Below are 20,906 nucleotides of genomic sequence, written 5' to 3'. Positions count from 1 at the left end.
TTTTGGCCAAATTACGGTGCACTCTTCATCGCCGCATGATTCACTGAACTGTGTAAAGTTGAACCTTTCACCTGCTTTGGACACTTCGTCTCTAGATGGGTCGATCCAGCTAGAAACGACCTCGACCCTCTTAGCGAGGGCGCCTTTTTTTGACTTTGATGTGTAGGGAAATCTGCAGGAGTATTGGATGGAGTTTCACATTTCGCGATCTTTACGTGAGCGGCTGGATTTAGACGACTTGCTGTTTAGTTTTACAGGGAACATCGTCTTCGCAAACGTCACCGCCAGCCGGAAGTTGGCGGAGCGCTTAAATGTTATTAACGATGCGAGCGGTCTGCCTGAAAAAACCGTCAGCGGGTCGGAACTGTTTGCCATGGGCCTCATTGACGAGTTAAGTCATGCTCTCATAGCACAGTTTCGAAAAAAAACAGATCCCCGCGTACTAACCGACGGTCTTCTCTTTCTCGCGTCTCAGATCGGTACAGAACAACGAGATCGACTCCTTGTTGCCTTCACTGAGCAATTTCCGAACGTCGCAATCTTTCGTAACGAAATGACGGTCGAACAATGGTTGCTGGGGCGGACAGAAGACCTATCAAATCGTGAAGCGGCCTTCGAAGAGTTGCTCCTGCTTTGGCTGGCGAACACAAACCCCGCCTTTGCATCCTTCGGCATGCTTTTTGGAGACGATGCATTAAAAAGTGCGACAGCCTATTCTGCTGCGACCTCCTCGCTACCCAATTACCTGTCAGCTCGCCCACCGGTGGATTCGAATTTAGGAACGTTGTTGGATGCATTAAAAGCTCCCATGCTGGCGTCGCCGGATTCCCTCACAGGCCAGTTGGATTACATCCGGGAACACTGGGCGCCCATCCTTGGCAAAGACCTTAACCGCGTCCTGCTGGCGATTGATGTATTGCGTGAAGAAGAAATAGCGATTTGGATGCGATTTAACCCGGCTAAACCAGCATGGCATCGGCACGCGGATCCAGGCCGTTCAAACGAAGGCTTCGTTGGCGATGAATTCGTTGGCTTTGAAGGAGAGTTCATTACCCTTGCGGATGGCACTCGACGGCGACGATATGCAGAGGACTATCAGGCGCCACTCAACGAGTACGAAGCCTTCAGCGCCGATCAGGCGTGGATGCCGACCGTAGTATTGATCGCCAAAAACACCTATGTATGGCTCGAGCAACTGTCGAAGAAATATGGTCGCCACATTCACCGTCTTGATCAGATTCCCGATGAAGAGCTGCAATTGTTGGCGAATCGCGGCATTACTGGACTTTGGTTGATCGGCCTTTGGGAGCGCAGTTCCGCTTCCAGAACGATCAAGCGCCTCCGCGGCAACAGCGATGCCGTCGCCTCTGCTTATTCGTTGAAGAACTACACGATCGCCCAGGATCTGGGAGGCGAGGCAGCGTACACGCACCTCAGGGAACATGCTGCGTCTGTCGGCTTAAGACTCGCGAGCGACATGGTGCCTAACCATATGGGCATCGATTCTGATTGGGTCATCGAACATCCCGACTGGTTCCTCTCTCGTCACGAAAGCCCCTTTCCTGTGTATCGCTTTGAAGGTCCCGACCTCTCCACGGATAGTCGCGTTGAAATTAAGATCGAAGACCATTACTACGACCATTCGGACGCTGCCGTTGTCTTTCGCCTCCAACACCACAACAACGGTGCGACTCGGTATATGTACCACGGCAACGATGGAACCATGTTCGCCTGGAACGACACCGCGCAACTTGACTACTCCAAAGCCGAGGTTCGTGAAAACGTAATACAGGTAATCCTTGACGTCGCGAGGCGCTTTCCGATCATTCGTTTCGATGCCGCCATGGTCTTGGCGAAACGTCATGTACAGCGCCTGTGGTTTCCATTGCCCGGTGCCGGCGGCTCTATACCCTCAAGAGCCGAGAATGCGATGTCGGAAGAAGCTTTCGATGCGTTGATGCCGCAGGAATTCTGGCGTGAGGTTGTAGATCGAGTAGCAACCGAAGTGCCCGGGACGCTTCTGCTGGCCGAAGCCTTTTGGCTCCTCGAAGGCTACTTCGTTCGAACTCTGGGAATGCATCGCGTTTATAACAGCGCCTTTATGAACATGCTGCGCGATGAAGAGAATGCGAAGTACCGTTCCTATCTGAAGAAGACCGTCGAGTTCGATCCTGACATCCTCAAGCGCTACGTCAATTTTATGAGCAATCCCGACGAACGGACCGCCATCGATCAGTTCGGCTCAGGCGATAAATACTTCGGCGTTTCAGTGCTGCTTGCAACTTTGCCCGGCCTTCCAATGTTTGGTCACGGACAGATCGAAGGATTTACGGAGCGATATGGCATGGACTTCAAGCAGGCCATGTTGGATGAGCATCCGAACGAAGATCTCATCGCCAGACACCAGCAACTGATTGCTCCATTGCTCAAACGTCGTTATCTGTTTGCAGAAAGCGAGCACTTCCTGCTCTACGATTTCTGGAATGACCATGGTACGGTTGACGAAAATGTCTTTGCCTATTCGAATCGCCATGGCAACGAGCGCGCGGTGATTCTCTATAACAACAGCTATCAGTCAACCCATGGCACAATCCATTATTCAGTAGGATTTCTTGAAAAGGCCTCAGGTGCCATGCAGCAAAGGAGTCTCGCTCACGGGCTCAATCTTTCAACCGGTGACTCCAATGTGGTTGCGTATAGAGACAATGTCTCGGGGCTCGAATACCTGCGACGCGCAAACAACGTCCGCGAACGCGGCTTAACCTTAGGCCTGAGAGGTTATCAACACGTCGCGCTTCTCAAATGGCGCGAGCTTCAATCGACTGCGGCACATCCTTGGGATCGTCTTTGCGACGCTCTCCATGGCTCCGGCGTATACAGCATCGAAGAGGCTCTATCCCAACTCCAGGTTCGGCCGCTGCTGGAAGCATTGAGTCTGGCTGTGTCCAGTGAAAATATCGATGTCTTTTCAGAGCTTTTGCATGAGTTCGGACGCCTCAAAAACAAGCCTTCGAAAGATCTACGCTCCCTTCAAACCGAGCAGCCTCCTTCTCCATCGAAAGGACCTCAGCCAACCAAGCTAATTCAGCATACTGCCGCTAAAGAACAGGAGGGTGGGGCAGATCTCGATTTCCGTCTAAACAACTTTCTGGAGCATGCACATTTATTCAAGGACCGCGTTGTAGAGCTCTCCCAATTAGACGGTGGAAACTCCCAGTACGCGCTTCGGATGTCCGAGACCGACTTCGACGCTGGGCAATCAAAATCGAAAGTAGACGCAGCATCCCGGGAACAGGACTTCTGCTCGCCGTTGATAGCAGCCGCCATACGTCTTCCAGTGGGAGCTTCAATCTTTCCTGCAAGTTTGCAGCGTGCGGCTAGCTTGGCACTTCCAAGCCCCGACTTAAAGAACATTTTGACGGAGACGTGGGCTCCAGTCCTGGCATGGTTAGTGCTTCAGACTCTTCCACCCCTCTACAGTCCGCTCGAAGTCTTTGAAAGATTCAACCTGCGCTGGGCACTCGCAGAAACTTTTTCGTCGGTTGGGCTGGAAGGAGAGGCTGCGTGGAAGGCGGCAGCTCAGGTAAGTGTATTGTTGAGGTTTTCAGGCTCCGAGGACTTCGGACAGGTGCTTCGAACGGAATCGTTCTGGAAGGATCCAGAGGTCCGCTGGTTGACCGGCGTGAACAGTTCATCCGGCATTGAATATCTCAATCAGGAACAGTTTGAAGAGCTTTTGTGCTGGCTCCAGTTACCCGCTCTCATAAGGAAAGAAACTCCCAAGCTTCCTCTCGTGAAAGATGCAACTCGGATCACATGCTCCATAGAAGAACTGACGGTTTTACTCCGAGAGGCTGGGTTCGAATATCAGAGATTTCTCGATCTTTTATTTGCCACCCCAAAGGCTAAAGGAGAATTGGCTGAATCGGATGCATCAGACTCAGCTCCGCAGGAAGCTATGACCCCCGACGATACCCCTACATCACCAAGCAATGCTGGCTAGCAGGAAGAATTGTGTCATCCTGCTAACGCTATAGCATCGGAGCGTGCAGGAAGGTGCCGATAGCTGCGATTTCCGCCTTGGCCTGAGAGCTACTGTGCTGTATATGCATTGTTGTGGGCATGTCGGCTGGCCGAATGTTGAGGCGGGCCAATACAACGTCATCCACGTCAAAGGGCGAGTGACCATTCTTCGACATGATGCCGTGGCAGGTGTCGCAGGTCGACGGCGCTCCCTTGGCCTGATGACACGCAATGCACGTGCCCATACTTGTGTCCTTTTCCAGGGTAATGGCGGTGCGTTCGGCCACTGGGCCATGACACTCCTCGCACGTGCTGCCGGCGGAAGTATGAGTCTTATGACTGAAGGTCACAAATGAAGGCACGCGGTAAACGCGGGCCCATACAATGGGGTCTTCATTTTTAGCGGCTTCGGCGAGGCGTTGAATATCCGGCTTGTCCGTCGCGATGGAAGCATGGCAGCGCATGCACTTAGGCGGCTGAGGCATGGCCAGCGTAGTACCGTTGCCACGCGGCTCATGACAATCGTTGCACGACATCTTCGCAGTCTGAACATGCAGCTTGTGATCGAAGGCGATGGGCTGCACCGGGGCTGCGGCAGTAGTTGGAGTGGGGGAGGCCGTCGCACCTGCATTTTGCGCGGGGACGGCTACGGTAAAGCCGAACAATACGGCAAGCATCAGGAAAAACTTCTGCACGCGAAACCCTCTCTCCCTGAAGTGCCGTTTCCCGAGAAAACGGCACGTTGACAACTTTCAGACCACGTCGGGAACATTAGATGTTGCCCTTACGCATCTCCTCTGCAAGATATTCAGATGCGCGCATGGCGAGTGCGCACATTGTTATCGTCGGATTCTGCCATCCGGCGCTAACAAAGACGCTGGCGTCCGTAATGAACAGGTTCTTCATATCATGGCTCTGGTTCCACTTGTTCACGACGCCCTTCTTCGAATCATCGCTCATGCGGGCGGTGCCCTGCTCGTGGATGGAGTAACCCGGCGGGTTGAACTCGTAGTTCTTCACCAGGATGTCGAAACCGGCGGCTTCGGCCATTGCTGCCATGGTGTCGATATAGTCCTTGGACATGTTGGTTTCGTTCGTGGTGTATTTCGTATTGATGTTCAGCGTAGGCATGCCCCAGGCGTCCACGACCTGCTTGTTTAGCGTGACGTGGTTCTCATAGTGCCCGAGCGTCTCCCCCATGATGTTGGTGGAAAAACCGCTGCCGTTGTAGCTCTCCAGCTTCTGTTCCAGCTCTTTGCCATAGAACGGCAGTGCGCGAGCATCGAATGGACCGTTGCTGCAGGAGACATTGACGGCATAGCCGCGGAGGAAGCCATTGGTCTTCGTCTCCAGGTTGCGGAAGCGCGGGATCAAGGCGCCGCCTCCCATCAGGCCGCGAGGTGCCTTGCCATCACGCGCCTCTGGAACCGAACAGATGATTCCCGCTCCGTAGATCTGATCGGTCAGGTAATGACCGAGCGCACCGCTCGAGTTGCAAATTTCTGAGCTCATCAAAAGGCGAGTCGTCTCGAGCGTACCGGCAGCAACAATCACTACCCGCGCCTTCATGACCATCTCACGATGCGAGTGCCGGTCGACGAAAACGACGCCATCCGCCAGGCCGGTGTTCTTGTCCGCCGTGATCTGTCGGACAATAGCATTCGGAATGGTGGTGAGCTTCCCAGTCGCGACCGCATCGGGAAGCATCAGGTTAAGAGACGCAGCCAGACCGTCTTTACCCAGAGCGGAGCGTGGCTTGGTGACCGGCACGCCGAGCTTCTTGCCTGCGTCGACAAATCGCTGCATGGCCCCGGACCACGGAGAATTATCTTCGATAAAGTTGCCGTCCGGGTACTGTGGCAAGCCATCCTTGTGGCCCGTAACGCGGAAGAGCTCTTCCACACGCGGGTAGTACTCCGCCAGGTCTTTCGCAGAGATGGGCCAGTTTTCTCCGAAGCCGTCGTGGTCCTTGCTCTTGAACTCGTAGTCGCTATGACGGAAGGATTGGCGTCCCCAGAAGGGAGAACGTCCGCCCACGCTGCGCACCCGAACCCAGTTGTAAGGCTGTTCCGGCGGATGGTAGTAAGGAACAACCTTCTCATCCACCCACTGGTTCGCATTGAACTCGCTTGACTGAAAGACGTGTGGGAGACGACCCGGCGCATCGAACCCACGATAAGGCAGTTCGTGCACCGGCTTCAGCTCGCGGTATTTATCGAAATCCAGCATCGGACCTGCATCCAGCATCGTGCAGGAAATGCCCTTTTCCGTAAGAATCTTTGCGGCCAGGCCGCCGGTATGTCCCGACCCGATGATCAGGACGTCCACTTTCTTCTCTGCCATGCTCTATCCGTCTTCTTTTCTTGGGCGAAATATCTTAGGAATGCTTCTGTTTTGGTGTGTGTGTAGCTTGGGCTACACCGTGGTTCACCCATGTCTGGATTCCGGGATCAATGGGATGCCAGTAGAGACCCACTCCCGGAGTGCGCTCGCCCACAGCCTCAGCCGCGGTGGCCCAGGCAGGCGAGTTGATGGTTGCGGTGCGAATATCACGATGCACCAGGTTGATGAAGCGAACATGGGCTTCCCGTGGAGGATGGTCGTTCATCCAGCCCTTCAGATGCGGACGGATCACGGCGTCTACCTGCTTCGCATCGGCCTTTGCAAACGGGATATTGAACTGTTTCATGCAGTCGGCATTCACCCGATCGAGGCCATTGTTGTACATGGTCTGCTGTTCATCAGGAGAGGCGCCGATGTAGAAGTCCAGGAACTGCGATGCGCCGGCCTTGGTGGCGCTGGGATAATCGTCACCGGCGGGCATGAAGATCTCGCACAGGCGCAGCAGAGTGGCATAGCGCACGGGCGTGAAGTAGCTGGCATCCGTTACGGCAACGGTATCGGGTAACGAAACTGGAATGTTCGGCGTGTGGAACCGCGCCATCGCTTCCACGCGAGACCTCGCCCGCGAACTGGACGCGGCAGAAGGTTGCACCGCCATAGTGCCTTGATCTGTCGCATTTGCAGCCGGGGGTGGGTTCTGAGCCTGCGGTGCAGCCTGTTGTCCCAGTGCTGTGCTTGCCGCGGCCGTAGCGACGGCGAGGCCCCTTACAAAATCACGTCGTTTCATGGGCAAAATCCTACGGGTTATCGATAACTACAGTCAAACTGTCTACGAGGGGTCTGAACCTTTAGGACTTTCGCGCCACGTTTGTTCTTACCACGAAGACGAATACCTCTGCATCATACCGTCCGATTCGGCAATTCAGGAGAAAAGCTTCAAGAATCCTTCGTTACGGAAAAGGATGGGATACAGCAACTTACGGTTATCGCTATGAGTTGCAGCGAGGATTGACGATTGCAACATCCGTACGCGCATCGCTCGTGATTTCTCCAAAACTCCGATCGAAGTTGTCTTATTTTCAATCGAGTACTTCGCGTAACCCTATTGTCGAGAGACGATAACCGGACGGCGCGGGGCGACTGCCACAATCAGTTCACCGTTAGCATGTGAGATTTCAGCCGGTTGCATGCCTGTCTTCGTTGGCGAATGCACCTTCAGACTTTGTGCGTTCCATCCCGCTGGCATTGGGATACGGAACGTTCGAGCGGCAACAGAATAGAAAATCAGCCGGTCATCCCCCAGCGGGCAGGCCACCCATGTTGGGGTCGCAACTTCTCTTTCCCCTATGACTACGGAATATTCACCCGTTTCAATGGATACACGGATCTCACCACCTTCAATTTCGATATGGGATTCTGTCCCATCCTCCTTGAAGGAGAGAATATTTCTCCGATGGAGAAGCATCCACGGCAGAGCTTGGAGATAGAAGGTCTCCGCCACATTCAGCCGATCCTCGTCAAAACGGGTCATGAAGCGCGGGCCGCCACCGTAAAATACCTGCTGCGCTCCCGGATGCACTTCTCCGCGCCGCATCCCATCTCCCCACACGGCCACCTGTCGATAGACCGCCGGAAACATCGGTATCGCCCGCCCTCCCATGGGACATGGACGAATCCCGCAGCCTTGCCAGAAAAAACTGACCTTCCCCATGAAGGGATAGCGGGGCGCCTCCGAGCTCACATCGATGCCATGCTCGTGAAACGCATCGAGGACTCTGTACTTTCCATCAACCAGATTGATATAGCCGCTAGCGGGATTCTTACGATCCCAGTCATTGCGAATCGCATAGTAGGTCAATACATCGATGTGAGTCGTTCCGGGGAGCTTGTACTGCTTGCACGTGTACGCAACCCGGTCGAGCGCTCCATGTCGCACATATTTCGCCAATCCAAGAATGTATGACCTCTCTCCGGTCCAGGACCTGCTGTTGTACAACTCGCCGTCGGGCCGCCGAGCAACGATCTCCTCCTTCCAGGCTGGGCTGCTCCGATATCCGTCATCGTAGTTATCCGAAAGGGTCACCGTGGCGTTGTACTTCTTCGCATTCTCCATCAAACGCATCATGCCTTCGTATCCGCCGAGTCGCTCATCAACTTCGGTCACGGCCGGATATCCGGTATCTTTTCCTTTGAACTGCCACCCCCACATGTGAACGATCTGTGGGGTGTTCGCCGTGAGAGCCGCAACTTCACGGATGATCTCTTCACACTGCGCAAAGGTCGTCGCCGGTTGCGGCCACGTAGGCTCATCCAGGCGGATACCGTAGGTAAAGACATCGTCGTACATTGTGGTTCTCTTTGGCGGAAGCTGCTTGCGCACATGATGCGCCCCCTCAAGCCATGCCTGTCGCCAATCACCACTTACCGGCAAGAAATCCAGTTGGCATGTTGGTTTTTGCCCCACAAGAAGATTGGGAGTTCCGGCGTTACCGCAATTCAAGGGTTGATCTTTTCCCAGGTTCAGATCCGCGCACTGAGACCCATCTACGCGGTGCCTCTGCACGGTACCCATCGCTCCTCGGCCGTCTGAAGAGACGGACATCGCCCCGCCATCCATAAATCCTTGATTCACCAGGACGCAAAACGAGCTGGCATCTCCCACCATCAACACAGGTAGAGTGCTGAGAGTGTCGCCCCAGAATTGATTTGCACTTAGCCTGCCCGGCTTTGCAGTTGACAGCTCAATCAGAGCACCTCCGGTGTCTCCATGCGCCAACCACGCATTCTTGCGGTCGGTTCGGACTGTAACTAAGGACGGCAGGCGAACTTCTAAGAGTTCAAATCCACTCGCTTCTTTAACATTCTCCAGAGAGAGCGTCAGGCGCGTTCCAGAAACGACGTAGTGCAATTGGAAAATCGCGGCGCCTTCGCCACCAACCCTTGCTGCCATATTAAAGGAAACTGAATCGTTGTTATGACGTATTGAGACCACAGATGTCTGCACGACATCGTTCTTCCATGGACTCTTTCTGCAGACCAACGCCTCGACAGCCCTGCCGGTATCATCACCGGAAAGATTGAGACGCTTATCGACCAAAGTGTATTGAGTCGGCGATGCGGATTTGCCATTGAAAGTGATATGCAAGTCAGAGCTGCGTATCTCGACGGCATGTTGGACCGGCTGAGGTTCACCTGCATAGATCTGCTCCTGCAAACCAATGTTCAACCCCGTCGCCGCGGCAAGTTTGATAAAGGTCCGGCGATTCAATCCAAGTAGCTCTTCCTGCATATGTCTCCACCTGTGAACTATCTGCCAAATCTGCTGCACGACTCCTTCTCAGGAGCCCTCTTTTGCCGCATCCCTGTAATTTCTATTTATGGAATGCTTCGTTTGTCAATAAAAGATTGCGGAATTTTAGCTAAGGCGACCCCGATTCGACGGAATGCGGTACGAGTTCGCCTTGTCGCTGTTCAGCCAGGAACTTTCACCGAAAACGTCGACTATTGATGTCAGCGAAAGATGACATTCAGCATCACGCACGCTAATAGAAGCAGTAGCGCCAAAATCCAGGAACTCGTTGGTGGTCGCGTTGAGCGGTCGTTCCTGGTCACATAGGTAATCCCACCAAGTTCAGCAATCGGCCTCGGTCGCGTGAATAGACTCACCAGCGTGGAAACGCCAAGACAAGTTAGAAAAGCACAGATCGCTCCATAAAAATTTGCGCCCATTTGACTGCCATATTGAAGTACGCCGAAATGAGCGGCAAAATTCATTGCAATTGCCGCGATCATCCCACTAGCGAGCCCCCAGACCGCTGCGGTAGGCGTTGCCCAGCTCGTAAACATCCCGAGAAGCATGGTCGCAAGCAACGGAGCATTGAAAAGAGACAATATCAACTGCAAATAGTCCATGATTGTGTTGTAACGAAGGGCAACGTACGCAGATACGACACTAAGACAAGTTGCCCCTGCAACCGCCAGTCTTCCAACGAGCAGATAGTGAGATTCACTCTTGGTGGTATAGCGTGGGCGATAAACGTCGTGAGTCCAGATGGTGGCAATGGCCATAATGTTGCCAGCCAGCGCAGACATGAGACTAGCGAGAATCGCTGCAACACCTACACCCAACATCGCAGGATGGTAATAATGCAACATCATCGCCGGAAGCGTCTCATCGAAACGCTTCGGCCCGGTGAGTGCCGAGAACGCCGCGAAACCGGGGACAATAACCAGCAATGGAAAAAACAACTTAGCGAATCCGGCAAAAAGCGGAGTATTAATAGATCCCCGGCTGTCTCTGGCGGCCAGCGCTCGTTGAATGAGCATAAAGTCGGTTCCCCAATAGCCGAAGCTCAGAACAAACCCCAACCCAACGACGACCCCGATGGTATCCATCGGACCAGTTGTCGGCTGCGCGAACGGTAATAGGGTCCAGGTATGGCGCATCCGCTCTGGCAAACTGGACATAAGGCCCTGAATCCCATGGAACTGTCGCAAGATGAGATAGGACAAAGGAATGAGACCAGTAACGGTTATGCCGAGCTGAATGATTTCGCTGTAGATCGTGCTCTTCAACCCACCAAGCGAAACGTAACCGCTGGTTATGGCGAGAGTGAATGCAATGGTTGCAAAGTAATTCCAACCCAGAAATACCCGCAATAGCGACGCGATGGCATAGAGACTTATTCCAGATACAAAGCCCATCATGACAATCAGAGATATCGCCACGAATATCTGCATCGTATCGCTGTAACGCAAGCGTAAAAATTCGGGCAACGTAAGGGCATTGCTCTGCGCATAGATCGGCATCATGAAGACTGCGAGAAAGACAATCGCTGGAATTGCGCCGATCCAATAGAAATGCAGCGCGAGAGCGCCATATTTAGCACTGGCTGCAGCAAGTCCCATAATCTCAAGAGCGCCGCAGTTCGCTGCAAGGAATGCAATTGAGGTAATAATCGTTGGCAGCGTCCGCCCCGCATGGAGAAACTGCGATACCGTTCCCGATCGTCTTCGGAAGAGATAGCCAACAACGATCATTCCCAGAACGTACAGGCATACGACGACGAATGTAGCGTTCATACAGTCAATCAGGATTGGACAACACACGGTCCAAGGTGCGGATGATCGTGAGCATGCGTGAATCAGGACAAACGTCTTTCGCTCGAGAAGTGTCGACCAATAAATGCATGAATCAGCACCTCGTCGCTAAATAACGCTCGTCGATCACGTGGATTCTATTCTCCGATATTTTTATAGGCGATGGAGATAGGTCGTCAATGAAAACTTCGCCGAGCGCCTGTTGGCCATCATTTTGCTCAGGCGAAGACGCGACGCAGGTCGAACCACGAAGAGGCGCACTGCGGAGGAATACTTTCTGACCTGACGCTAGAACGCCCGCGGATCCACTCTGAATGTTCTTTGCGCTTGCTGGCTGGCTCTAACCTTTATCAAACGAAGGATTCAAATCCCGCTCCCTCACCCCGATCAGATAGAGCAGGCTGTCCAATCCAAGAAAAGAGACGGCGTGACCGGCTGTCTGCCGTACGATCGGCTTTGCCCGAAAAGCTATGCCCATACCGGCAATTCCAAGCATGGGCAGATCGTTCGCGCCATCGCCTACCGCAACCACCTGCTCCAGCGAGATGTTCTCCTTCCGGGCAATCTGCCGTAGTAATTCCGCCTTTCGGGCACCATCCACAATCTCTGTCCGAACGTTTCCGCTGACTTCACCGTCTACGATATCCAGCTCGTTGGCGAAGACGTAATCGATTCCCAGACGCTGCTGCAAATGCCGAGCGAAGAAAGTGAAGCCTCCCGACAGAATTGCCGTTTTATAGCCCAGCATCTTGAGCGTGCCAATCAGTTGTTCCGCTCCCTCCACTAAAGGGATCGTACCCAGCAGTTCATGCACTCTTTGCTCTGAAAGTCCGCGCAACAGCGCCACCCGGCGTCTGAAGCTCTCCTGGAACTCGATCTCGCCGCGCATGGCAGATTCGGTGATGGCAGCCACTCGATCGCCGACTCCCGCCATCCTCGCCAGCTCATCTATGACTTCGCCCTGAATCAGTGTGGAATCCATGTCGAAGGCAAAAAGGCGCCGATTACGCCGGAAGATACTCTCGCGTTGAAAGGCGATCTCGATCTGGAGATCATGGGCAATCGCAAGAAAGCTGGCACGCATGGACGATTCGGAAATAGCACTCCCACTTGCCCTCAGCTCCACACAGGCATTCGAGGTAGAAGTATGCACTGCGAGTGATAACCGCCCAGAGAGCCGCTCGATGCGGTCCACATTCAGGCCATGCTCCGCGATGACGGTGCTCACCTGAAAAAGATGGTTCGCGGAGATCGCGCGACCGAGAATGGTGATGATGAATCGGTCTTTCCCTTGCGAATAAATCCAATGCTCCAGATCCGCCTTGGCAATAGGCGTGAAATTGACCTGCAGACGCAACTCCATGGACTTAGCGGCTAGAGCCTTCTGAAGGCGAGGAAACTGATCGGATGGAGTCTCTATAAGTAAGCCGAGGACAAGTGTTTCGTGGATGACTGCCTGGCCGATATCGAGCACACAAGCGCCATAGTCGGCCAGAATGGCCGTTAGCGCCGCAATAAGTCCCGGCTGATTTTGGCCGGAGAAATGGATCAGGACTGTTTCGTTCATCGCTAAGGAAGTTTCACACCTAGCCTATCAGGGATAGGCGTGCATACTTCACGCGGCGATTCCAGTCAGAATTTATCAGCGAAAGCCCCCAAAAAGTGCGTCAAAGCGAACCTCGTTCTATCGCTCGGTAATTTCAGGATTGCACAGCGATTTCGAGACTCTTCTTATCACCCCATACCGATGCAGGAATGGTCACCACAGTTTCGGCAACGCTCCCTATCGAAGCAGACGTAAGCTTGCCTTTATTCGGTGGATGAATATGAAGGTGAATATCGCCGCTGAAGCTGTCCTGGCGTTCCAGCAATACTGTCCAGTTTCTATCGGTGGTGGCAATCGTAGACCATGTAATCGCCCCAAACCGGGTGGGGCATCTCTGCACCGCGATACGTTGGCCTTTGCTGAACCAGTGGCTCGGCGCCGCCTTCTGAAGATGGCAAACCTCGCGATCATTCTCTTCGTAGCACAACAACCAGCGAAGGCCCAACGTGGGCTGCAGTGTGCTGTTGATGACCGCCGACCATCCATAGGGACTGTGTTCGCCGGGATAACTGCCGGGAATGTACGCATCTTCCGGAGCATAGCGATTGCCTGAATCTGCGGCGTAGCAGACCAGCGCATACAACGTGAGAAGAAATGGCCTGTAGTCCTCCATGCGAATCCGTGCGGCGAGCGTGCCATGCTCCATAAAATTGCTCGTTCGCGGAACGTCGCCATCCGTATTCAACCCGCAGATCTGCTGTCCTGCAATCTCCCTATGCGTAAGGTGACCTTCGTCGTAGGCTGGAACTCCCCAGTCGGCCAGAAACCAATCCATCATGAATCGGTGATTTTCATAGCTCGATAGATCGGTGGGTTTACGACGGATATCATTCGGCTCAAAAGGAGTAATGCCCGCCTTGCGCATCTCCGGAATTGAAACTGCGATCGTCGCCTCGATGGAGCTTTGAATATTCCCGCGCATCTCTTGAGCGAGCGCAGCGTAAGCATCCCCAGCATTCGTAGCGGAAATATCTTTCTTTGAAGAGCCGACAGCCTTCAGAACCCTCGCATACTGTTCGACTCCTCGCCACACGCACGCCGCATTCTGGTAATAGAGAGGGTGCGAATCGGGGTAGTCGTTTCCAGGATCCCCAAGGTCGGCCTCCGGCGATCCCCAGATGAGCCCATAGCGGCGATCGTTCTTTTCAAAGCGCGTCTTCCCGTATTCATAGCGCCTGAGCACATAGCCCAGCATGCGTTCAAGTACCGGCCGCTGGCGTTCGAACCCTGCGACATCCCGCGTGTACCAGTAGTCGCGCGCCGCGTTTGCGAGAAAAATGCCTACGTTGACGGGAGCTTCTACCTGCTCCTGCGTGTTGTAAGTGAAGTTGCCGTCAGGAAGCACGTAGTGGTCGAGATAATGTTGTGCGTACGGTCGAGAGTTCTCTGCAAGCCCCCACAACTGCTGTGCCCATATGAATTCGTAATGAGCAACGGGAAAAAGCGCATGGCTCCGTTCGGGAATCTTCGTATAAGCGCCTTCTCCAACCTGATAAGTGGGCTCAAGTCCTCGATAGCTGCAACGAGACAGCGTAATGCCAGCACGCGCCGCATCCAGCAGCCACGGATCAGGGATCTCAACCGGCATAACCTCTTCATAGAGATTCTTCCAGTGGTTCCAAACCCCTGCGAGATTCCGGTAGAAGTTATCTGCGGACGTATTCCAGTAATGCTCCGCATATGTCCGCCCGTCGGCTCCCTTAACAAGGGTCCCTTGCCCATGATGATTCGAGCTCTCCTGCAAAAGCAATCGTATCCGGGCAATTGGCGCACTCTCCTCGGCCGGAGGCAACAACATCATGACCTCATAGCCAAGGTTGTAATTCGGATTCCACACTCCAATATCCGCTACCGGAAGATATCCTCCGAGAAGCGTCCTCTTGCTGTATCCCGGTACGTACTCGTAGCACTCTGGCGTCGAGAAAGGAAAGAAGTTGACGGGGTTGAAGAGCGGGCCTTCAAGATCCGGTGCCCAGCTTTGTTGCGGGTTCGCCTTGGGCTGCCTGCTCGTTCCGTCCGCCTCAAGGTAGATAGAGCGCATGGCCCCGGCACCATCGCTGGATACAAGCGTCCAGCCGATATATTCCTTGCCTAGCGCGGCTACATTCTCATAACAGGGATCCTCCGCGGACCGCAAAATATATTCGCCCGCTTTGTCCGGCCCCGGACTCATGCTCAATGGCCTGGTGAGCTTCACATCCGGCGTATTGGTCGGTCGAGGCCGGATATGATCGAGATCGCCGATGCCCTTGGGGATTAAGGCGATCGTGCCGCCCCGCGCAGTTACGTACGCGATGGCGCCACGATGGGTTACATGCCTCTCGAAGACCGCTGTCTGCACCCCGTTAATTTCGAGAGTCGCTAACAGCGTCCATCCGTTAATATGACCGCCAACGGCAACCTGCTGTTGTTTACCGCTGGATTCCCCCAGCAGACCTTCGGGATTGAAGGAGTTGACTTGCGGTGGACTCTGGAGCAGCCCGGCTTCGCCGGGAAGAAACATCCAGTATTCATTTTCAATCCTGCCCGGCTTGTACGGTTGAGAGGATCCAGCAACCTCCGCGTCAAGTGGTGACCCACCGCATACCGTGGCGGCTCCCATGACAGACATCAGCTTGACAAAGTCACGACGATCCAACCGCTTCATCCCCCTGCAGAAATTGTGAAAACGATGCTCGGCCATTATTCGCGCCTGCAGCCGGGAAAGAACATAGACCATACGAACTATACCCTGCGGCCTCGCATAGCATGCACAATTCGAACAGTCAATAGACAAGCTGAACTGAGCGCAACCTGTCTGCGATTCCGCAGAATGGTGGACCGTCTGGGTAGAGCACTAAAAACGCCTCGCATCTTCTGATGGCGATAAACAGACACCAGCTTCATCGATAGAGCGATGCCCGGAGTTACCGGGCACGGTAAAGCGCCCCTGTGGCACTGAAATGCACCCATGAATTTTTGGAGGGCAGTATGAGTTTCGTCCGGAGAATTTTCTGCGAATTGATTTGCATTATGGCATTGACTGCAGTCGCTCATGCTCAATTCAGCGGAGCCTTGCAGGGAACGGTTGAAGATTCCTCCGGTGCCGCCGTGCCATCCGCGGTGGTTACTCTCACCAGCGTAGATACCAAGGTCGACCACCTCACGCATGCTGATGCGTCTGGCGTTTACCGGTTCGCCAGCCTCGCTCCAGGAAACTACAAGCTGTCGGTAACAGCAACGGGCTTCGGGGCCTCTGAAACCAGTCTGGTCCTCAACACGAACGAGACAAGGAATGTGCCCTTCACGCTGAGTGTCGGTCAGGTCGCGACACAAGTGCAGGTGACGACCACGCAGCCGCTGCTGGATACCTCCGATAGCCGCAATCAGCTCACCTTGGACACCCACGCTCTCGGTTCTCTGCCCCTTGCCGCACGCAACCCGCTCGCTCTCATCACGCTCGCTCCCGGCGTGACCGGTCTGGGTTCCGGTACAGCCACAAACTTCAATCCTGAGAACTCCGTGGACGCCAGCGCCAATGGAAGAGGCGCAAACGGCAATCTCTACGTCGTGGATGGCCTCGACGTTACCAGCAGCATCCGCCCCGGTGTGATCAATCTCACTCCGAACGCCGACACCGTGCAGGAAGTCAACGTGCAAACGAACACCTACACCGTTGACTATGGGCGCGCGAGCTCTATCCAAACCGTAATCACCACTCGCTCCGGCACCGACGCCTACCATGGATTCGCCAGCGAGTACTACACCTATCAAGGGCTCTATGCCCGCGGTGAATACGGCGTCCCGAAGGGAACCCGTGTTGCTCCCTTCCATACGAACAACATGTCCTTCGGCGTGGGCGGCCCCGTGATCCCCGGGCATCGGTTCTTTTTCTTCGCTGGCTTCGAACCCTATCGGGCTCTCTCCACGACCGGGGCTACGCTTAGCACCTACGAGGACCCCAAATTCGTGGCCTTCGCACAATCGGTCCGGCCGAACAGCCCCGAAACTCAACTCCTGACGAAGTACACGCCCAGCAACGCAACCTTCAAAAACGTTCTGCAAACGGCACAGCAGGCATTCGGCCCTCAAAACCTGGCCGCGAATACAGGGTGTGGCACACAGTCAACCTTGAACGTTCCCTGCGATCTTCCCGTCTTCGATCAGGGCTTCTTCAACTCCAGCAGCTACAACAATTCAAATCAATACAACGTGCGCGCCGATAAGTATTTTGACAAAGACCGGATCTACGGCCTCTTTTATCGCGACACCATCGAAACAGGCGGCCCCGCGATTCGCCCGGCCTTTGCCACCAAAAACAACTACTACACCTTCTCGGTTCAGGGGAACGAGACGCACATCTTTACTCCCAACACTCTCAATGAAGCCTTCATGGGCTATAACCGCATCGAGGGATTCGCTCCCTCGAGTGGAGATTTCACCGTCCCCGTAGTGAATGTCACCGGGCTCGGCGTTAACTTTGGCTCCGGCTTTGCCTTCGGGGACTACATCCAGCACAGCTATCACTGGCGCGATGTGCTGTCCCACATTCACGGCTCGCATTCCCTCAAGTTCGGCTATGAAGGCTGGCACGGTGACGATATCGCACTCTTCGCCGCCGTCTATGCGCAGCCTAGCTTTCAATTCAATAGCCTCATTGACCTCATCAACGATAAGCCTTACTCCGAAGGCAATCTCTCCTATGACCCTGTTAGCGGTAAGCCCAAGGCCAACAACTATGGCTATGCGCAGACAACTGGCGGAGCTTTCGCCGAGGACACCTGGAGAGCCTCCAAGCATGTCACCATCAACTACGGCATTCGCTATGACAACTTCGGCAATGCCTATCCGTCTCTTGCAGGGACCGGCCTCTCGAACTTTCATCTCGGTACTGGAGCCACCTTACAGGAGCAGGTCACGAACGGTGTCATGACGCAGCAGGGTCATGTCTTCAACAACTCCATGAACTGGGTCTTCAGTCCCCGAGCAGGTATCGCATGGTCTCCCGATGATGCTGGAAAATGGCTCGTTCACGGCGGCGTAGGGCTTTACCACGACTACTTCACGCTGGGTAACTCCGAAAATGGCCTCAGCGCCAATCCTCCCAGCTTTGTCCGTCCTACCTTCTTCAACAATGGATCTACAGCGCCTCCCATCTTTGGATACGCAACCCAGAATAGTTATCCCTTTGGCTATGCTTATCCGGCATTCCAGGGCCAGCCTCTCGACGCCGAAGGCGGCATCCCGGGCTCACAGATCGGTGTCGGCGGCGTCGACGGCAATCTCAAGAGTCCCTTTACGGTAAATTTCTCACTTGCCGTCGACAGGCAGATTACTCCTGGTTTTGTCGCCAGTATTGGTTACATAGGATCTCACTCCGGAAACCTTATCTCAGCTGGCGGAGACACCACAGCTACCGCCTACGGAAACGACGTAAACGCTTTTGCAGGCGACCTGATCCAGCATCTTGACTGTACGGTGGACGCTACTACGAACAATTGCACCGGCACGCAGACCCGTCTCAATTCCAGCTTCGGAGCCATCAAGTACGCCTCTAACTCCGCGAAAGGAAACTACAGCGGACTCGTCCTGGCCGCACGTGGACGATTCGCCCAACGCGGATTCCTCACAGCCTCCTACACCCATGCGCATTCGATGGACAACTGGCAGAACTATCCTGTTGCTTACGACACCGCACGCTTTTACGCCAACTCTCCCTATGACATTCGCAACCGCTTCTCAATAGGGGCTTCTTACGATCTACCCGGCGGCAACATGAGCAACGGTTTCGGCAAACGCATCCTCGGTGGATGGACTCTCTCCGGCCTCTCAGTGCTGCAAAGTGGAGCCCCCTTCACCGTATACACTGGAGCAGCTTTTTCAGCCCGGCTTATCAATCCCGGCTCCCCCGCAACGGCATCGAATCTTGCCTTCGCTCCTGGAAGCGGCGATTTCAACGCGGACGGTAACAACAATGACTATCCCAACGTCTCTTCCTACCGTCAGAGCCATAACCGTGCCGACTACCATAGTGGTAAGGGAATACTCGCAGCCTGCCCCAGCGGTCAACTGCCTTGCGGCAACTTTACCCTGCCCTCTATCGGCATCGAAGGCAACCAGATGCCGAACCAGTTCCGCAACCCCGGATATGCCAATATTGATTTCACAGTCAAGAAAGGCACAGCCATCACGGAGAGGGTCAACTTCGAACTTCGCCTTGATGTCTTCAATATTATGAATCGGGTCAATTATGGTGTCGTCGATACCAATCTGCAGAACGGTACATTTGGACAAAGCACCTCAACCAATCCGCAGCGCAATATGCTTGTCGGTGGCCGACTCAATTTTTAGAGCGCCGGAGGCATGGTAGAGATGTTTCGATCCACGAGAGCCCCGCGTCGGCATTCAGGGATCCTTCGTCTCCTCTCCGTCTCCCTGTTCTTCTCCGCGTCACTGTCGGCGCAGCAAAGAATTACGCAGGTTGCCGAGATCGTCGGTCAACTGCGCTCGGGCAACAATCAGCAGGCGCTCATCCTTATTGAGCGCCAGACAAAAACATATCCGCATGATTGCAGGCTTCGTTCCCTTCAAGGAGTAGCGTTGACTGGCCTTAGCCGCCAGGACGACGCTTTGCATGCTTTCGACAGCGCCCTTTCCATGTGCCCCAACGATCTTGCTGCATTGGAAGGTGCCGGACAAATCCGTTATGCGCGAAAAGATAAGGACGCCATTCCAGTCCTTCAACGCATCGTGAATCTGCAGCCAGCCAATCTTCCCGCACAGGCGATGATTGCCTCCGCACTACGAAACAGCGGCGACTGCGCATCCGCATTGCCGCACTTCGAAGCAAGCCGTTCTGCATTTGGCACTCATGTGGAATGGATGGAGGGTCATGGTGCATGCCTGGCAACGACCGGCGACTATAGTTCAGCACTCACGCAATATCGCGAATTGCAGGCATCGTACCCAAACGATATCTACTTGTACGACATTGCATTCCTTGAGTGGCGCGGGGGAGATAGCCGGCAGGCTCTGGCAACCCTCGAGCCTCTTTTGAGCTCCGGCACCTATGAGCCTGCCCTAAGCCTGGGATCGCACCTTGCAGAGACCTTGGGCGACACCCCGCGCTCCGTCGACCTTCTCCGCAAGGCCATCCTTCTCAATCCGGATCGTGTCCAGAACTACCTGGACTTCGCCAATATCGCCTTCGCGCACCAGTCCTTTCAGGTCGGCATCGACATAGTGAAAGCGGGGCTCACGCGTATGCCGCAGTCAGCCCCGCTTTACCTCGCGCGAGGCGTTCTGGAGATACAGCTTACCGATCACATGCAGGCAGCGATCGCTGACTTCGAGCAGGCGCATCGCCTTGACCCGAAACTTTCGCTAAGCGTCGATGCCATCGGAATCGTGAAAACGCAACAACACGACAGCAGTGCATCGCGGAGTCTCTTCGAGGAACAGGCAAAGCTCAATCCGGAGGATCCCGTCGTGCAATATCTTCTGGCCGAGCAGCTTTCAGACTCGTCTGCCGGCGATCATGAAGCCATGAATCGTGCCATTCTCGCCGCCAGACGCGCTACGGATCTGGACCCGCATTATCTGCCGGCCCATGTTTTGCTCTCCAAGCTTTATCTTCGTACGGAGCAACCGAAACTTGCTATCGCGCAGGCCAGGATCGCTCTGACCGAGGATCCGGATAACCAGGAAGCCCTTTACCAGCAACTGATGGCCACACGCCGTGCTGGCGACCGGGACGCCGTGCAGGAGCTTAGCCAGAAATTCAACGCACTCCGGAAGGCCAATGCTGAGCGTCAACAGAACATCGATCGCTTCCGCCTCGAAGAGGCAAAGTAGC

At 54.5% G+C, this 20,906-nt stretch carries 10 protein-coding genes; 3 read left to right on the top strand and 7 right to left on the bottom strand.

Going from position 1 to position 20,906, the window contains the following annotated elements:
• Positions 1–187 precede the first annotated feature (187 nt).
• Positions 188–4,003 (top strand): alpha-amylase family protein, encoded by a 3,816-nt coding sequence (locus AC5S26_RS05470; RefSeq protein WP_494183839.1) that lies wholly within the window; start codon positions 188–190, stop codon positions 4,001–4,003.
• Between the two features lie 28 nt (positions 4,004–4,031).
• Here the strand turns inward: AC5S26_RS05470 and AC5S26_RS05465 are convergent, their stop codons facing one another.
• From AC5S26_RS05465 to AC5S26_RS05435, 7 genes are all read right to left on the bottom strand, one after another.
• Positions 4,032–4,718, bottom strand: coding sequence for a cytochrome c3 family protein (locus AC5S26_RS05465; protein ID WP_494183838.1), 687 nt, complete (start codon positions 4,716–4,718; stop codon positions 4,032–4,034).
• 76 nt (positions 4,719–4,794) lie between these two features.
• Entirely contained in the window at positions 4,795–6,366 is a 1,572-nt protein-coding gene (locus AC5S26_RS05460) for a GMC oxidoreductase (RefSeq protein WP_494183837.1), read from the bottom strand.
• Between the two features lie 34 nt (positions 6,367–6,400).
• Positions 6,401–7,153 (bottom strand): gluconate 2-dehydrogenase subunit 3 family protein, encoded by a 753-nt coding sequence (locus tag AC5S26_RS05455; protein ID WP_494183836.1) that lies wholly within the window; start codon positions 7,151–7,153, stop codon positions 6,401–6,403.
• 315 nt (positions 7,154–7,468) lie between these two features.
• Positions 7,469–9,655 (bottom strand): endo-alpha-N-acetylgalactosaminidase family protein, encoded by a 2,187-nt coding sequence (locus AC5S26_RS05450; protein WP_494183835.1) that lies wholly within the window; start codon positions 9,653–9,655, stop codon positions 7,469–7,471.
• A 221-nt stretch (positions 9,656–9,876) separates the two neighbouring features.
• On the bottom strand, positions 9,877–11,406 hold the full coding sequence (locus AC5S26_RS05445; protein WP_494183834.1) for a sodium:solute symporter family transporter: 1,530 nt from the start codon (positions 11,404–11,406) through the stop codon (positions 9,877–9,879).
• A gap of 400 nt (positions 11,407–11,806) precedes the next feature.
• Complete coding sequence (gene serB / locus AC5S26_RS05440; protein WP_494183833.1) at positions 11,807–13,033, bottom strand: phosphoserine phosphatase SerB; 1,227 nt, start codon at positions 13,031–13,033, stop codon at positions 11,807–11,809.
• Positions 13,034–13,166: 133 nt separating this feature from the next.
• A complete protein-coding gene (locus AC5S26_RS05435) occupies positions 13,167–15,719 on the bottom strand; it encodes a hypothetical protein (protein ID WP_494183832.1) in 2,553 nt (850 codons plus the stop codon).
• Positions 15,720–16,084: 365 nt separating this feature from the next.
• Between AC5S26_RS05435 and AC5S26_RS05430 the strand changes: the two genes are divergently transcribed.
• Positions 16,085–19,402, top strand: coding sequence for a TonB-dependent receptor (locus AC5S26_RS05430; RefSeq protein ID WP_494183831.1), 3,318 nt, complete (start codon positions 16,085–16,087; stop codon positions 19,400–19,402).
• A 21-nt stretch (positions 19,403–19,423) separates the two neighbouring features.
• Positions 19,424–20,905 (top strand): tetratricopeptide repeat protein, encoded by a 1,482-nt coding sequence (locus AC5S26_RS05425; protein WP_494183830.1) that lies wholly within the window; start codon positions 19,424–19,426, stop codon positions 20,903–20,905.
• Position 20,906 lies beyond the last annotated feature (1 nt).

The organism is Edaphobacter sp. FHG110511_03, assembly GCF_059115365.1.
Note: the sequence above shows the minus strand (reverse complement) of the source record. Positions and strands in the feature narration are given on the sequence as shown.

Excerpts from the sequence above, each read along its gene's own strand:
- AC5S26_RS05470 (WP_494183839.1), top strand. The coding sequence starts at position 188 with ATGGAGTTTCACATTTCGCGATCTTTACGTGAGCGGCTGGATTTAGAC.
- AC5S26_RS05460 (WP_494183837.1), bottom strand. The coding sequence starts at position 6,366 with ATGGCAGAGAAGAAAGTGGACGTCCTGATCATCGGGTCGGGACATACC.
- AC5S26_RS05455 (WP_494183836.1), bottom strand. The coding sequence starts at position 7,153 with ATGAAACGACGTGATTTTGTAAGGGGCCTCGCCGTCGCTACGGCCGCG.
- AC5S26_RS05450 (WP_494183835.1), bottom strand. The coding sequence starts at position 9,655 with ATGCAGGAAGAGCTACTTGGATTGAATCGCCGGACCTTTATCAAACTT.
- AC5S26_RS05445 (WP_494183834.1), bottom strand. The coding sequence starts at position 11,406 with ATGATCGTTGTTGGCTATCTCTTCCGAAGACGATCGGGAACGGTATCG.
- serB (WP_494183833.1), bottom strand. The coding sequence starts at position 13,033 with ATGAACGAAACAGTCCTGATCCATTTCTCCGGCCAAAATCAGCCGGGA.
- AC5S26_RS05435 (WP_494183832.1), bottom strand. The coding sequence starts at position 15,719 with ATGAAGCGGTTGGATCGTCGTGACTTTGTCAAGCTGATGTCTGTCATG.
- AC5S26_RS05430 (WP_494183831.1), top strand. The coding sequence starts at position 16,085 with ATGGCATTGACTGCAGTCGCTCATGCTCAATTCAGCGGAGCCTTGCAG.
- AC5S26_RS05425 (WP_494183830.1), top strand. The coding sequence starts at position 19,424 with ATGTTTCGATCCACGAGAGCCCCGCGTCGGCATTCAGGGATCCTTCGT.